Below are 16,105 nucleotides of genomic sequence, written 5' to 3'. Positions count from 1 at the left end.
TCTACCTTTTAATTATTAAATAACCATTGTATGAAAAATCATTACCATTATTTACAGAAGCTATATAATAATATGTTCCATCTGGTAATGGTTGACCATCTATATTTGTTCCTTCCCAATCGTTATTATAAGGAGCATCACTAAATACTTTTTGCCCCCATCTGTTGTAAACCGTAACTGAATTATCTGGATAAGACCTTAAATTTTCTATAATAAACAAGTCATTAAACCCATCTTTATTTGGAGAAAATGCATTGAAAAAGATGATGTCTGGTGGTGTTATTATTATTGGTTCATCAATAGTAATTATTAGTAACCCATTAATACATGTACCATTATTACATACTTTATAATGTACATAATCTCTATTGGATTCTGTGATACTTGAAGTTGCTGTATAACATAAATCCAATGAATCTATATAAGCTTCCGAACCAAATATCGATGGGTCTACTATTATATCAGTATCAAAGTTTACCCATTGTATACCTTTACTAGCTAATAATTCTGGAATGTTTAAACAGAAGGTTTCATCAACATCTATAACAGTAGAATCGAGTAAGATGTTATCGTTGTTGTAAACAACTTCTTTTTCTTCCCCTTCAACCTCTATTATTACCAGTGCATTATCACTGAGTTGGGGGTAGCCGTCATCAAAAATCTTGTAGGATAGAATATCAATACCCGAAAAATTTTCATTTGGTGTGTATGTCATCACAGCTACAGAATCTCCTTGCTCTATAAAGAAATCTAATACTCCATTTCCGTCACTACCTTGCGTAATTATGTAGGTTGATCCCACGTCTAAATTACCATCTAAGTCATAATCATTATTTAAGATATCAATATTAATAGGGACATTAAATGATGTTCTTACTCTATTAAATACAGCTGTTGGAGGGTTATTTTGACTAACTATTGTATCTGGGTCGATACTATCAGAAATATGAAAATAAACACTTGTAGTATCACAAAGAGCTGGTTCACTTTCATCACAAATTTGATATACTAGAGAGTAGTCTCCCAATACATAATCAGAAGCTGTGTGTTCTAATTTTCCATTTCTAATTCTCACCTCACAAGTATCTAAACTAGGTGCTGAAATAATAGTAATGGCGTTTAAATCTATAGATTCTTCAAAAGCCCTATCATTCCTTAAAATATCTACTAAAACCGTCTCACCTGTGTAAGTATATATCGTTTCTGGATTAGCAATAGGTGGTGTATTAGATTCTATTGATTGAACAACTAATTGCCCTTCATCACATAAAATTGGGAACCCTTCATCGCAAATTCTAAAATTAATTGTATCTATACCCGAATATGTATTTGGAGGATTAATTCGTAATTTTCCATCTTCAATACGAGCATTTAATGCACTTTTAGGAAAATTAGTAATTGTTATTTCTCCATTCTCAAGGTTATCATTAGGGTCTGATCCTAATTGTGAGATCTCTATTCCGTTATTTGTAATATTACTTGTTATTTCTAAATTCTGTACCGGTATAGCTACAGGTGGATCATTTGGTGGTAATTTTCCAACAATTAAAACACCATTATCACAAGTTCTTGGAAATTCATTATCACAAGCTGTATAACGTATTGTGTCATACTCAGAATCATTTGGTTGGGTTTCTATTCTTAATAAACTACTCTCTACCTGTATACTTGATTGTGCTGTTATAACCGTATCTATAGTGATAGTGGCAAGGTCAATATTATCATCTGTAACTAACTGTCTAAGATTAAAATCTGTAAGATAATTTGGGTGAACAAAAATTAAAGAATCTCTTGCTACAATTGGATCATTATTTAACCCATCAAATTGTATAATTGATAATTCTGGGTCGGCATCTAAGAAAAATACGGCATCATTGTAATCATAATCACCGTCTTGTGTATTTACATTATCTTCTATTGCAAGAACAAAATCATGCGTATCTGTATCGTCATTTTCAAAGATTACTGTTAACTGAGAATACCTTGAATTTTGGGTGATGCCTTCATTAAAATTAGAATTAGAATATAAAGTATAATCACCATCAATTATTCCATTACTCCACCCTTTTGCTACCAAGAAGAATCCTATCACAGTACCTGCAGGATAAGTACCTAAACTAATTTTCATACCAGAATCTACAACGTTTGGCGAATCTAAATTTGGGAAAATAATTACAGGATCAGATACATCAGAAGGTGAATTTGGAATATCCGTATATTGATATGTATAAAACCCTAATGTATTAAACCAGCCTGCATCTTCGTAAACTAAAGTGATAAACACTTCTCCTTCTTCTACTACAAGTATATTTACATTATTATCTTCTAAAAAGCGTTCCCCTTTTGTATTTATTGAATCTGTAATTGCTCCAGAAACTCCATTTCTTTCTACTAGAGATATTATTTTTTGTGATAGAATATAATTTGGCCTACCACTAGTACTCCATGTACCAAGTGTTTGGTAGGTATAAACAAATGCAGGAACTACAAATCCCATTAAGAAAATGGTTCCAAGTAATACGATTATATATTTACTTTTTTTCATTTTCTAATTGATTTTTCCCATACGGATGATTGATTACCAACCACAAACCTGATGAAACCTAGTATTGCACAATAATTCATTACTGCATAATAATAAGGCAACATCATGACTTTGTAAGGAGTCCAGTATTTTCTGATAAAATGCACAGATATTGCACTCGAATAAAGTAAGATCTGTACAGCAAAAGCAAAAGTATAAATCCCTCCAAATTTAAAACACAACAGTCCATTTATTATAAATAGCATTGGTAGTGCAAAGGGTACAATTAACCATCTCAAAACTCTATGTGATATATATTGAAATGATATATGTTTATACTTTACGATATTAAGAAGTGGTAAAAGCATAAATATCAACTGGAAACCTCCAGCTGCAATTCGTACTTTTCTTTTCATTTCTTCTTTTATATTAAATGAGCCATCTTCTAAAGCATATGCATTAGGTGCATAGTCAACTTTATAACCACTCATCAAGATTTTCATGGTTATATAAAAATCGTCTAAAATTACATTTTCTGGTATTTGCGGATATAGTGCTGTTCTAAATGCAATAAGTTCACCTGCTCCACCCATAACTGAACTTAAACTAGCGTCCCATTCTTTAAGTTTAGATTCATATTTCCAATACATCCCCTCGCTAGCAGATGTCAGATCATCTGCATCTTTCAAAATTCTTTTTTCGCCACAAACACAACCTGTTTTTTTATCGCTAAAACGTTCTGTTAATTCTATAAATGCATCTTTATTTAAGAGAGTATTAGCATCTGTACAAATTGTTATTGGTGTTGTAACTTTTTGGATTGCTCTATTAATTGCAGCTGCTTTTCCTGCTCTACGTTTCTCATGTAAAAATTGAACATTTGGATAGTTAGCTACTATTTTTTCAGAGTTATCTGTACTCCCATCAGCAACAACTATTACGGTTATTTTCTCTTTTGGGTATGTTACGTTATACGTGTTTTCTATTTTTTCAGCTAAGATTGTAGCTTCATTAAAACATGGAATTAATACTGTAATTTTTGGTGTATCAATGCTTGAGATTATAGCTTTTGGGTAGAATTTTTCCTTTAGCTTTACTAATGCATACAATACAATGCCATAGCCAATTACTGAATAAATGGTGATGAAAATAAAAATCCAAAATATGTATATTAGTAGAGTGTAAAACATAGAAAATAAGATAATAAAATTAGTTTTGGGTATCGTAGTATGAACAGGTTATAAGAATTTGAGACCTCTATTAGGTATATGTCTTTTTTTGAAGATGAAGAATTTTAATGCGTCAAAATATCCATTAATAAGTGCATTTATAAATTTTGTAGGTTTTCTTTTAAGTAGTAAAATAATTAATCTTTTAGGTATAACTATACAACTACAATACAGAACAAATAGTGTCGCTTTGAGTGGTTTTTGGTGTTTAATCATAAAAATCATTCGATTTCTTATAATAAAATATTCTTTTAAGCTACTTTCCTTACCTACACTCATAGACTCTTTATGGTAAATTTCTGCAGCACCAACGTACCAATTCTTTTTACCTACTTCATGACTTTTAGAAGACCAATCTAATTCTTCATAATATAAAAAGTATTCTGTAGGCATTTTACCAACTTCTTCAATTAATGCTTTTTTACACATCATTGCGGCACCGTGTATATAGGTAGTTTCGTAAGATTTTGAGAACTCTTTTTTTTCATCTTGGCAAAACTCTCCAATTGTAGTATTTCTACCAGTTAAAGCGTTCACTTTGGTATACCCTGCATATTGAATAATGTTTTTACTGTCATAATATTTTATTTTTGGACTAATAAAGCCTACATCATTATTTTTTAAAAATGTTACAAGAGGATCAATACTTGTTATTGTCAACTCTGTATCATTATTAGTAAAATACAAAAAAGATCCGGTAGATATATCAATCCCAAGGTTATTTGCAGCCGAAAATCCAATATTTTCCTCAATGTGTATAACTATTACGTTAAAAAATATTTTTCTATAATGCTGGGTGTTATCGAAGCTAGGGTCGACATCTATAACAATTACTTCTAAATCATTTCTGTCTAATTTTACAATAGAGTGTAAGAACTCCTCAGTGATTTTTCTATTCTTATAATTTACTGTAATTATGGAGATTAAATCTTTTCCCATTTTTCAGTTGTATGATTATATTTCTTTATTAACCGAGCAGGATTGCCTATTGCTATATGATAATCTGGTACTGATTTAGTAACCACAGTCCCAGCTCCAATTACACAATGTTTACCGATTGTCACGCCAGCAACAATACTTACATTTGCTGCAATCCAACTGTTACTCCCAATAATAATTTTATTTACAGTTATGCCCTGTTTCGCTATCGGTTTTGAAACATCTTCGTATAAATGATTTAATGCCGATATAACTACATTTTGAGCAAGGATAACATCATCTTCAATTTCTACAGGTCCTATAATTGTATTACCAAAACCAATTACACACTCCTTACCAATTGTAACATTACCAACAGCATTATTAATAACAGAGTAACTTTCTATAATTGTTTTATTTCCTACTTCAAACTTATTGAAAGGTAAAACATCCCTTCTTACTTGAGCTCTAATTACAACTCCTTTTCCGATTTTATGAACAAAAGGATTCCAAAGTAACCTCACCCAAAAACGAGGTCTATAATTACTTATTATCATGGAATGAATAATCTTTTTTATAGATGGATTATTCTGTAAATATGCTTTTATTCTCTTCATAACATTTGTTCAATATATTGAAGAAACTCTTTGGCTTTTATCTCCCATCGGTTACTTTTTGCAAAAGCTTTTCGCTTTTCAATTGAATCATCAGATTCAACTACTTTATTAATACCGTTTTTAAAAGTAGATGTTGAAGTAAAAGGAATTACCAAATTTTTAAAATTTGACAAGTCTGTGAAAGGGGTTGTTAAAACAGGTTTACCAAGACTAAAATATTCATTGATTTTTAAAGGATAAATACATTTAGTTAGCTCATTTATTACAAAAGGAATAAGACAATAATCTGCATAGTAAATATAATCCGGAACCTCTTCAATTTTCTTTTTCCCTAAAAAGAAAACATTATCCAAAGCCATTACTTTCTCGCCTTTAAACTCTCTTGTGTCTATTGGTCCAATAAACACAAAATTTAATTCTTTATTGTCTAGTGCAATTTGTTCAACTAAATTATAATCAATTCTAAGTCCTAAATTTCCGACATAGACAACTATCTTCTTTGTGTTGATTGTTTCATATTCTTTAGGGAGAATGTATTCCTCTTTCTGAAAGTGCATGTAATCTGCACCATTATAAACAACCTCTGTATTTTTATTAAAATTAAGAAGATTTTCTTTTAATTGATCAGAAGTTGTTATTACTTGATCTGCATTTTTTGCACAACCTTCTTCTGCTTTAATACCATGCTTTGCAATGTACCTTTCACCAGAAATCAGATCAACACAATGATAAACAGATAATTTATTTTTAAAACCAATTTGAGTGATATCATATACAGGGTTAAAAGAATTAATATAAATAATCTCTTTTATATTAAAGTGACTTAAAACTTTATTGAGTGTCTTTATTATCTTCTTTAAGTTCACTTTTTTAAGTTTCTGATATAGTAACCCATCATTTAAAAAATTAATAGGAAACATAACAGCAGGTGTAATATTAATAAAATTAGGAAGAGAATTAAAAGGTCTTAAAAACAGTTCTTTACTTGAAAATATTACTTCTCTATGTTTAAAATCTTCCTGATAATTTCCACTCCATTTGTCTTTGTATGTAAAAGGATGGTCTATATAAAATACTAATCGCTCTTTCGCCCATTCCTTTGCTAAAGACAAAGAAGTTGCTCCGTAATCTGCATCATACCGAGTTAAACCTTGCATTACTATAGGAATGTTTTTATGCATATTTTAAGCAAATAATTTTTTGTAATAGTGATCTTTTTTTAAAAATGATGGCAGTAATTCTATTAAATTAATCCACCAAGAAAAAACGAGTACAATCCCCTCTAAACATAACTTAGGTTTGTAGAAAAAACCAAGAACATGCTTAAGCATTCTTAGTTGATGATATAAAAAAACTTCTACATATATTGTGCGCCAAGGAGATGTATTTCTATACTTTTTATACAACTCTTTATTTTTATAGTATAGATGAAATTCACTCTCAAGAATTTTCATCCTAGTCTTTAATTTACTTAACTTTTCTTTTCTTGGAGGGTGATAAATTCCCATATCACTTATAAATAAAATCTCACCTCTTTCCTTCATTCTCCAAGCAAAATCTGCATCTTCATTATGTGCAAATGGAAAAGATTCATCAAAACCATCTAATTGTAAAAACGCTTCTTTTTTAAAAGCAGCATTACAAGTAGGTACTGCAGGGTTTCCGTTTAAATTCTCAATTTGATGAGTTAATGGAGTTACATTTTTTTTATCTGTAAAAGTCATTCCCTCTAACCCTATAACTGAAGGTTCAGCCTTATTAAATACAGAAATTATACATTCCAACCAATTTGTATTGGCAATGCAATCGTCATCTGTAAAAGCTAAATATTTACCATTAGCTAAAGCTGCTCCCGTATTTCTAGCTTTTGCAGGACCAGATTGCTCAATGCCAACTATCCTCCAATTTATTAGGTTGCCATATAATTCATTTAATAAAGACACAGTGTTATCAACACAGCCATCACAAATAAAAATTACTTCATAATTAGCAATATCAATTGTTTGCCTTTTAAGTGATTCGGCCAACTGAATTACTAGATTCTCTCTATTATGAGTGGGAACAATTACACTTATATCCATTTATTTTTTTGAATTTAAACCAATTGAATCATCTAGTTTTCTCAGTTTATACCCTTTCAGAATTTTGTTAATCATTGATTTCGAAAGTAAAATAAAAGCATTAAAAAATAAGGTTAATTCTTTCTTTGAAGATCTTTTAGGAAATTGATTTAATATCTCCTCTTTAGACCATGCTTTCGTAAAATAGTTTTCTTCTTCTTCGGATAAATCAATTTTTATTGGCAGAGAATCTTTCCACTGATATCTAACTGTTAGAATGTCGGGGTAAGTTGCAATGAGCAATTTAAAAGCTATTGATTCTCTTGAAAGATAATACAAGAAGAAATCTCCAAAATCAATCCCTTCGCCCAAACCTCTAATACTTGCTTTCTTCTTTCCTACAATTGTATCATTAATTGATAAAAACACCCATTCATGTGCTCCTTTTGGAACCAGATATTCACCCATTAAAGAGGGAACTTCTAAATACCCCATCTTAGCTACTCTACACATTTCACTAATAAATTTAACAGGGTTGTCTACATGTTCAAGAACATGACAGCAAATTACATAATCAAATGCGTTGTCATCAAAAGGTAAGTCCTCTCCATCTGCTAAATGGAATTCTTGTCCTTCTCTAATAACAATATCTCCTGCCCTGTGTCCATTATTGGTATTGTCGTATTTATCAACTATTACGTTTGCTCTTGGGTGTGGATTATGACCACCTCCAATCTCAAGGACTTTCCAGTTTGGGTCAATGTTTAAATCAAAACGATCAACTGGTACATTAATCTTCATTACATTAATCTTTTGTATTCATCCATCAATTGAATGACAGCTTTTTTCCACGAAAACTGATTTGCTCTTTCAATACCTTTATTTTGGTATTCTAATCTAAGAGCAGTATCATCCATTAATAACTCAACTTTATTGGCAATATCTTCTGGGTCTGTGGAGGTTAATAACGCTCCATCTCCCAAAACTTCTTTTAATGATGCATTTTGAGTCGAAATAGTAGCCGTTCCACAGGCCATTGCTTCTAAAGGAGGTAATCCAAATCCTTCGTATTTTGACGTAAATAAAAATAAATCTGCTTCTCCTAAAAACTGAGGTTTCAATTTATCTTCTATAAAACCAACAAACTCAATATTCTTTAAATTATATTTTTGTACAAGTCTTGGCAATGCTGTCAATTGAGCATTTCCGCTTCCTATTTTCATTGTAAATTCCCTCCCTCTTTTTTCTAAAATATTAGCTACTTCAATTAGTGCTGTCGCGTTTTTATGAGCAGCTCCCAAACCACCTAAATAAGCTATTGTAAACTTTGGATTATTCTTATTAAAAACAGGTTTTAAAAGATCATGATTTATACCATTATAAACTACTTTAATTTTATGAGGTTCTACAGATGTATGGTTAATAATATCTTGTTTAGAAAATTCTGAAACCGTAATAATTAAATCACTTTTTTCAATACTATTTTTTAATTGATAATTGTAATAATAATTTTGAAATAGATTCAATTGATTTGTAGCTTTTGGTATAACATCATGAATAGTAACTACTTTAAGAGCATCACTATATTTTTTACTCCATAATAAACCAGTAAATGCATCTATATTATCAGCATGCCATACCGTTGGTTTATTATCTACAGTATGTAAATTTTTGCTAAGAAAATAAGGAGCAATATAATCTTTTAAATTTCTAAAAGATTTATACTTATATCCTTCCACAAAATCAAGTTCATCACCACCTTTTCTACGTAATTTAACCGAAATATTTTGGTGAAATAGTTCTTCACAAATAGCTGCTGAATATTGGCCAATTCCACAACCTTTTTCTACACAAGATAGCCATTCAATTGACATCATTTTAAATTTTGTTTTACTTAATATATAAAACAAATTTTACTCATAACACTACAAATAAATAGATTACTACTTATTGATCAAATATTACAAATCAGCATAAATTATTAAAATTGTACTATTCAATAAAAAGCATATAAACATTACAACAGTACTAATACTATCTGAATTCTTCTTTTTATATTATAATTCAAATGATATTAACATGAACCTAAAATACACTATTTCTCTTTTCATTTTAACTATCACATTTTATGCAGAAGCTCAAAAAAGACCACTATACGTAAGTTCTCAAATAGATTCATTGTCAGCTATTGGCCTAGAAAACAACTATTTATTAAAGGCTAAGGATGCAGAAATTTTAATTGCAAATGAAAACCTTGTCACTGTGAAGAAGAGTTGGTTATCCTCATTTTCTTTTTCTGTAAGTACGTTTAAATATTCTACTAATAATACGCTTACAAGTGTAAGTGCTTTTTCTGATATTGGTCTAGGATTAACAATAGATCTTTTCACCATTACTTCTTTAAATAATAGAGTGAAAGCAGCTCAGCATCTTATTACCAAGAAACAAATGGAGTATAGACATCAACAGAAAATTGTAGAAAGAGAATACATCACTATATACACTAATTATATTAAGTCTACAGAAAAACTTAAAATTATAACCGAACAAGAAAACAGCCAGAAAGAGATGCTTCAAATCACAAAAGATAAATTACTAAGAGGTGAAGCTAAAATGGAAGATTATTTATTATTAGAACAAAAACTTCATGAAACTCAAGTTCAAAAAGTAGAAGCAGAAGTAGGTGCAGTACTTGCAAAACATGAGCTTGAATTGTTGATTTCAGAATAATTATGGAGAATTTATTTTACATAATAAAAGGTGTCTTAAAAAGGTGGTACTTATGGTTGGGAATACCATTAGTTACTTCCTTAGTGCTTTATCTAAACATGAGAGAGTTTAAGGTATATGAGTCTAAGGCTAAAATGCAATTTGAATTAACAACAGATGGTAGTTTATCAATTACTAGTAAATCGTTACAGCTTTTTGAAATTGGCTTAATGTTTACAGATTTATTAGAAATTGCAAGAATAAAAAGGGTAACAGAACAAGTTCAACTTGAAATACTTATAGCATGCCTTGGAAAAGATAAATTTTACAATATCAATTCAGCAAATAACTTATTTAAGGATGATGAAATTATAAGAAGAGCAAAATTCTTAATCGAAAGCTACTCTTCTTTAGATATGCAAAGACCAATTGATATCACAATTAATAATATTCTTATATACAATAATCTTAGTACTTCTGATATTAATAATAGAATTGCAATTAATCGTATTAGTAGTAGTAAATATATTGATGTTAAAGTAGAAGATAGTAACCCTATTGCAGCTAAATTTATTGTGAAATCAATTACAAATGCTTGGATTAGAGAGTACCGTCATGAAATTCAAAAACGTTATTCAGAAAAAAGAAAAAGTATAGAGGGCACATGTAATAGCACACAAAAAGAGCTTAATATTTTACTTGACTCGCTTAAAGAATATAAAAGGAAAAAGAAAGTCATTGATGTTGATGAAACAACAAAATATTTAATTGATAGAAGAATTGAATTACAAAACTCTGTTGCCAAACTTAGAAAAGATCTTGCTTCTAAAAAAGAATCAATTGCATACATCGAACAAAAATTAAATAAGAATAAAGACTTTGGTTTTAATAATGAAAACGAGTCAATAAATAGTAAAATAATAGTTTTAAAAGACTCCTTAAGAAAGCTCCAACAAGAAAAGGAATACAATTCTTATAATCTAGAAAGGTTACCCACAGATTATATGGACAAGCTAAATATTAAGATTGTGAGTGTTGAAAAAAATATTCAAAAAAGTATATCAAGTTCAATCTCTAATACTACTTACGATCCTAGCTTAACAAAGCAAACAATGGTCAATGATTATGTAAAAGATCAAATTGACTATGTAAAAGAAGAAGCTATGATTAAGGTGATGAACCAAGAACTTTATCAGCTATCAAAACAATCTGACCATTTTATTGAGATAATTTCAAATATCAAAAAAATGGAACATCAGATAAAAACGAAAGAAAAATATTACTTAACACTATTAGAAAAAAAATATTTTGCAGAAATTCTTGAAGACGATGCTGGGCATAACTTCTTTATAGTTGAAAGTGCTAACTTTCCTATCAAACACAAGAAATCTAAAAGAGCATTAATTGTAATTGGTTCTTTTATTGGGTCGTTGATTTTATTCATTGTAATTATTACTAGTACAATAATTTTTGATCCCAAATATCACCTCCCATTTCAATTTGAAAAAGATTCATTAATTCCGATAATTAGTACAATAACTCAACCAAAACCTGATAAGGAAAGGAGTATATTTATTCCTGCTTTTATTAAAAAAATACTTGCTAAAAGAAAAGAAAAAAAAGACAATAGTATTAATCAAGTTACTACAGATAACTATAGACTTTTAAGAAGAACAATACTAAGTATAGAAGAAGATACAAATATCATCTCATTTGTTGACGCTAGAAGTAACCCGATAACATTAAATACAATTTTAATTATTAAAGAAATGCTCCTACAAACGGGCATAAAAACGTTACTTTTTTATGCTGATTGGAATGTGCCTTTATCACAACAAGAAATTAAAGAAGAATATAAAAGTCTTGATGATATTGATACCATTAATGACTGTTCAATCATTAATTTATCTGAAGAACAGAAATCTCCATATGATTACCTTCTTCCAGAGGACTGGTTCAATAAACTAAAGGATTTAAGAACATCATATAATTACATTTTCATTATCACTCCCCCTTCAAGGATTTCGACAGAATGGATGGAATGGATAAACTTGTCTTCAGAAGCGTTTTATGTATTTGAACTACACAAAAGTTTTAATCAACTTGATGTAAAGAATCAAAGCTATTTGTTGGATACACATTGTAATGTTATTGGTGGAATTTTAACCTCTAATGGTAAATAATATGGAGAATCTATTTCTATTTTTCTATACTATTTTGGGTGGATATTTATTATTATACTGTACTTATTTTATGATTACACTAATTGTAGGGTCATTATATAAAGCAAGGTACAGCAATAATTTACCTATAAAAGATGATAGATGGTTAATAGTTATACCAGCTTATAATCCCAATGCTACTTTTCTAAAGGTTTTAGATTCTATAAGTAAATATAGTCCTAAAAATGACTTCAAAGTACATGTCCTTTTTCAGGAAGCAAATCAAGAGATAAGAGATAAAGCAATAGCTAATTATACTATTGACTTTGATGAAAAGTCATTCGACCCAAAACTTGGTAATACATATGTTCAAGCATTAAAACACATCAATACTTCAATTAAAATAAAAGAAGATTTTACACATGTTGTATTATTAGATAAAGACAATATTGTTGATGAGTATTTCTTTTCTACATTAGCTAAAATTAGAGCAAATGGTTATGAATATATTCAAGGTAAAAGGTTACCCCTTTCTCTTAAAAACGGAGTTGCAAGTTATGATGCAATATCAGAAGAGCTAAATAATGTTACACTAAGAAATTATAAATCAGCTTTTAAATGGATGCCTGAACTAACCGGAAGTGCCTTTATTATCAATAGCACATTTTTTAGTAATGGCATCGAAAACTTGGATTTAAAAAATCCTGGTATGGATAAAAATCTATTTTTAGAATGGTTACTTAATAGTACTTCAAAAATTAGAAGTACATACACAGATTTGGCTTTAGTTTATGAAGAAAAAACGGATGATATAAAAGTTTTAAAACAACAAAGAACACGTTGGTTTGCAGAACAATATTTAACTGCATTTTCCTATTCAAAAAAGTTAATTTCAAAGTTCATTAAAACAGGTAGAATTGAAGTATTAGATTATACTATTTCGATATTCAGGCCACCTAGAAGCATTGTGTATTTATTACTCCCATTGTTCTTTTTTATTGAACGTATATTTATTCCTCAATATTACCTTTTTTTAATCAGTCTAACCCTATTATTTATTGGAACAACTGTGTTTTTAATTAAAAGAAAACTAGTAAAAACGTTCTTTAATTTTATACTCATTGCTCCTCAAATAGTCTTAAGTAACATTAGAAGCTTGTCAAATATCTTCAATAAAAAAATAAGCGGGATCTTTATTCATACAGAACGAAACAATTAATGAATTACCTCAATAATCAACTAAATGACCTTGTAAAATACAGACTATCTACTCCTTTAGGTATTCTTATTTTAGTATGTGTTAGTTTTTTTGTTGGTTATTTATGTCTTACAATAAATTGGGGAATTGGTTTAGCTATTGCAATTGCTGTTGTTGCTATTCCTTTTTTACTTTCACTTTTTGTAAGAATAAAGCTCAGTATTTATTTCTTTATTGGGCTTAGTATTTTTATTGGTATTCCATTTAAACTAAACTTGCCCTTCCCTATTGGCTTGTCTTTCGACTTTGGTATTCTTTTAACAATTTTGGGGCATTTATATAAATGTGGTGAAGAGAAAGACTTTAAAACTACGTTTGATGTACCACTATTAACCCCACTATTGCTTTGGGTTGTATGGAATATATTTCAGATTGCCAATCCTTTTGCAAGTTCTAGAGTAGCGTGGTTTTATGTAATGCGACCGTATGTATTATATCCAATTCTTTATTTTATTACCTATTATTATTTTCGTACTATTTCTGATATAAAATCATTACTATTTTTCTTATTATGTTCTTGTTTTTTTAGTGCTTTTTGGGGCGATATTCAAAACGTATTCGGCTATTTCCCTTTCGAAATGGAGTGGGTTTATGCCAATGATGCAAAGCACTTAGTTTATATTTCTGGTAGATGGAGAGTATTTGGAACATTATCATCACCAGCACATTTTGGGATGTTAGTGGCAATAGTAATAGTAATAAGTGCTGTTATTTCCACCTCTTATAACTGGGGTCGGAAAATAGTATTATTTATAGGTATTTGCATATGCCTTCCTGCATTAATTTGGTCAGGCACTAGATCAGGAATTGCTATCCTGGTAATTGCAGGAGCATTAGTTGTTCTTACATGGGGAAACGTAAAAATTTACATTGTTGGTGGAATAATAGGCTTTTTGTTTTTCTTATTGGTAATAACCCCTTCCAATAATTATCATATCCAAAGAATTCAATCTACGTTTGCAGGAAGTAAAGATACGTCTTATAATGAGCGAGAAGAAAATAGAAAAGCAATCTACCCTTGGGTTTGGAAACACCCATTAGGTGGAGGTATTGGAAGTACAGGAGTTTGGGGTGCTAAATTTTCTCCTGGGACTATGCTTGCTAATTTTGCCCCTGATTCTGGCCATATCAGAATATTAGTTGAAGAAGGACCTCTGGGCTTAATTTTTTATCTAAGTATTTATGTATCATTCATTTTATATTCTTTAAAGTATAGTAAAATATGGTTATTAAAAGATAATGAGCTTAAAGTTACATTCTTAACCTTATTTGCATCTCTTGCCTCTTTTTTAGTTGTTGAACAAGTACAAGATGTAAATGGGATCCTTCCTTTTAGTATTATAATATGGATATTTTTAGCGTTGATGATGAGAACATTACAACTTATAAGAGACTACCATAAAGGAAATTATGATGCTAAAAAGAAGAAGGAAAATGATGAACTACTTGATCACATTAAAATGAAAGAAATAAAAAGAGCAAATTATGAGAAAAGGTTTAAATTATGATGACTAATAAAGATATAACTTTAGTTTCTTGCCAACATTTTGATTCAGGAATTGGACGGTACTCCTATCAATTAGGAAAAGGATTGAGAGCTATTAATTATAATGTAGAATTATTTAAATTATATAAACAAGATCATAACGATGCATATTATCATGAGGAAAAATGGATAAAGAAAATCCCCTATAGATCTTTTAAGGATTTGCATTCTTACATTCTTCCTTATTTTATCTATCAACAATTAAAAAAGACTCCTAAAAGTAATTTAATCCATGCGCATTGGTTCATTTCTGGTCTTTCTGGTTCCTACCTACCCAATAATCTTGTTGTGACTATGCACGATGTTTCTTTATTACATATAGAAGAAACCTCGAATTGGTTTGTAGGCTATTACAAATGGGTGATCAACCGACTTAAAAAAAGAAGAGTTCCTCTTTTAGTTGTTTCCGAAAATGCTAAAAAAGATACTATTAAATATGCAAATTACCCAGAAGAACTCATCTATGTTAGCTATGGATATATAGATTTTGATAAATTTAAACCACTCATTAATCAAATTAAAAATGAGAAGTTTACTATTATCTACACTGGAGGATTAGGTATACGGAAAAATGTCTCGCTGCTAATCAATGCTATTAAAATAGTTCAAAAAACTCATCCAAACATCGAAGTCAAAATTGCTGGTGCATTCCCTGAAAGAACAAGTTACCCTAAACTAGTTGAATCACTTGAATTAACTACAGTGAAATTTGTGGGTTATCTTCCAGAAAACGAAATAAATACCTTTTACAATAGTGCAGACCTTTTTGTCTTTACCTCTTTATATGAAGGATTTGGTTATACTCCTCTAGAAGCTATGGCTGCTGGCGTACCTGTTATAAGTACTTGTGGAGGATCTTTAACAGAAGTAATTGGAGACGGTGGCCATCTAGTAGATTATAATGCAAATGAATTAGCTGATGCAATCATTTATTATATTGATAATGAAACAGCATTAAAAAAATTGATTAGTGAGGGAACTAATTGGGTAAAAAAATATTCAAAAGAGGCTTCTATAGCTGCTACTTTAAACGCATATAAATATTATTAATCATGTAATTGTGATATTATGAACTTTTCTTA

The 16,105-nt window shown here is 29.7% G+C and carries 13 protein-coding genes; 5 read left to right on the top strand and 8 right to left on the bottom strand.

Annotated elements, in window-relative coordinates:
* Position 1 precedes the first annotated feature (1 nt).
* From EI427_RS24080 to EI427_RS24045, 8 genes are read right to left on the bottom strand one after another with little or no spacing between them, the layout of a single operon-like run.
* Complete coding sequence (locus EI427_RS24080; protein ID WP_126619877.1) at positions 2-2,545, bottom strand: T9SS type B sorting domain-containing protein; 2,544 nt, start codon at positions 2,543-2,545, stop codon at positions 2-4.
* Positions 2,542-3,714 carry a glycosyltransferase family 2 protein gene (locus EI427_RS24075; protein ID WP_126619875.1) on the bottom strand — a complete coding sequence of 391 codons (1,173 nt, stop codon included), beginning with the start codon at positions 3,712-3,714 and terminating at the stop codon, positions 2,542-2,544. Before EI427_RS24075 ends, EI427_RS24080 begins: the two co-directional genes overlap by 4 nt.
* Before the next feature lie 48 nt (positions 3,715-3,762).
* Complete coding sequence (locus EI427_RS24070) at positions 3,763-4,692, bottom strand: glycosyltransferase family 2 protein (protein WP_126619873.1); 930 nt, start codon at positions 4,690-4,692, stop codon at positions 3,763-3,765.
* A complete protein-coding gene (locus EI427_RS24065; protein WP_126619871.1) occupies positions 4,677-5,288 on the bottom strand; it encodes an acyltransferase in 612 nt (203 codons plus the stop codon). Before EI427_RS24065 ends, EI427_RS24070 begins: the two co-directional genes overlap by 16 nt.
* A complete protein-coding gene (locus EI427_RS24060; RefSeq protein WP_126619869.1) occupies positions 5,285-6,469 on the bottom strand; it encodes a glycosyltransferase in 1,185 nt (394 codons plus the stop codon). Before EI427_RS24060 ends, EI427_RS24065 begins: the two co-directional genes overlap by 4 nt.
* Positions 6,470-6,472: 3 nt before the next feature.
* Positions 6,473-7,369, bottom strand: a complete 897-nt coding sequence (locus EI427_RS24055; RefSeq protein WP_126619867.1) for a glycosyltransferase family 2 protein — start codon at positions 7,367-7,369, stop codon at positions 6,473-6,475.
* Positions 7,370-8,149 (bottom strand): class I SAM-dependent methyltransferase, encoded by a 780-nt coding sequence (locus EI427_RS24050; protein WP_126619865.1) that lies wholly within the window; start codon positions 8,147-8,149, stop codon positions 7,370-7,372.
* Positions 8,149-9,225 carry a glycosyltransferase family 4 protein gene (locus EI427_RS24045; protein ID WP_126619863.1) on the bottom strand — a complete coding sequence of 359 codons (1,077 nt, stop codon included), beginning with the start codon at positions 9,223-9,225 and terminating at the stop codon, positions 8,149-8,151. The genes EI427_RS24050 and EI427_RS24045 overlap by 1 nt, the downstream gene beginning before the upstream one ends.
* Positions 9,226-9,427: 202 nt before the next feature.
* Here EI427_RS24045 and EI427_RS24040 point away from each other — a divergent pair, with 202 nt between their 5' ends.
* The 5 genes from EI427_RS24040 to EI427_RS24020 are packed head-to-tail and all read left to right on the top strand — an operon-like array spanning position 9,428 to position 16,073.
* Entirely contained in the window at positions 9,428-10,078 is a 651-nt protein-coding gene (locus EI427_RS24040; RefSeq protein ID WP_126619861.1) for a TolC family protein, read from the top strand.
* A 2-nt stretch (positions 10,079-10,080) separates the two neighbouring features.
* Positions 10,081-12,240 (top strand): GumC family protein, encoded by a 2,160-nt coding sequence (locus EI427_RS24035; RefSeq protein ID WP_126619859.1) that lies wholly within the window; start codon positions 10,081-10,083, stop codon positions 12,238-12,240.
* Between the two features lies 1 nt (position 12,241).
* Complete coding sequence (locus EI427_RS24030; RefSeq protein WP_170178606.1) at positions 12,242-13,438, top strand: glycosyltransferase; 1,197 nt, start codon at positions 12,242-12,244, stop codon at positions 13,436-13,438.
* The gene (locus tag EI427_RS24025; RefSeq protein ID WP_126619855.1) at positions 13,438-14,985 is read left to right on the top strand and encodes an O-antigen ligase family protein; all 1,548 of its coding nucleotides are present in this window, start codon (positions 13,438-13,440) and stop codon (positions 14,983-14,985) included. The genes EI427_RS24030 and EI427_RS24025 overlap by 1 nt, the downstream gene beginning before the upstream one ends.
* Positions 14,982-16,073: a glycosyltransferase family 4 protein gene (locus EI427_RS24020; protein WP_126619853.1), complete on the top strand. Its 1,092-nt coding sequence runs from the start codon at positions 14,982-14,984 to the stop codon at positions 16,071-16,073. The genes EI427_RS24025 and EI427_RS24020 overlap by 4 nt, the downstream gene beginning before the upstream one ends.
* Positions 16,074-16,105: the final 32 nt, after the last annotated feature.

The organism is Flammeovirga pectinis, from assembly GCF_003970675.1.
GTDB classification, from domain to species: Bacteria; Bacteroidota; Bacteroidia; order Cytophagales; family Flammeovirgaceae; genus Flammeovirga; species Flammeovirga pectinis.
Note: the sequence above shows the minus strand (reverse complement) of the source record. Positions and strands in the feature narration are given on the sequence as shown.

Bases quoted from the DNA above. Each gene is read 5' to 3' on its own strand.
- EI427_RS24080 (WP_126619877.1), bottom strand. From the start codon at position 2,545: ATGAAAAAAAGTAAATATATAATCGTATTACTTGGAACCATTTTCTTA.
- EI427_RS24075 (WP_126619875.1), bottom strand. From the start codon at position 3,714: ATGTTTTACACTCTACTAATATACATATTTTGGATTTTTATTTTCATC.
- EI427_RS24070 (WP_126619873.1), bottom strand. From the start codon at position 4,692: ATGGGAAAAGATTTAATCTCCATAATTACAGTAAATTATAAGAATAGA.
- EI427_RS24065 (WP_126619871.1), bottom strand. From the start codon at position 5,288: ATGAAGAGAATAAAAGCATATTTACAGAATAATCCATCTATAAAAAAG.
- EI427_RS24060 (WP_126619869.1), bottom strand. From the start codon at position 6,469: ATGCATAAAAACATTCCTATAGTAATGCAAGGTTTAACTCGGTATGAT.
- EI427_RS24055 (WP_126619867.1), bottom strand. From the start codon at position 7,369: ATGGATATAAGTGTAATTGTTCCCACTCATAATAGAGAGAATCTAGTA.
- EI427_RS24050 (WP_126619865.1), bottom strand. From the start codon at position 8,149: ATGAAGATTAATGTACCAGTTGATCGTTTTGATTTAAACATTGACCCA.
- EI427_RS24045 (WP_126619863.1), bottom strand. From the start codon at position 9,225: ATGATGTCAATTGAATGGCTATCTTGTGTAGAAAAAGGTTGTGGAATT.
- EI427_RS24040 (WP_126619861.1), top strand. From the start codon at position 9,428: ATGAACCTAAAATACACTATTTCTCTTTTCATTTTAACTATCACATTT.
- EI427_RS24035 (WP_126619859.1), top strand. From the start codon at position 10,081: ATGGAGAATTTATTTTACATAATAAAAGGTGTCTTAAAAAGGTGGTAC.
- EI427_RS24030 (WP_170178606.1), top strand. From the start codon at position 12,242: ATGGAGAATCTATTTCTATTTTTCTATACTATTTTGGGTGGATATTTA.
- EI427_RS24025 (WP_126619855.1), top strand. From the start codon at position 13,438: ATGAATTACCTCAATAATCAACTAAATGACCTTGTAAAATACAGACTA.
- EI427_RS24020 (WP_126619853.1), top strand. From the start codon at position 14,982: ATGATGACTAATAAAGATATAACTTTAGTTTCTTGCCAACATTTTGAT.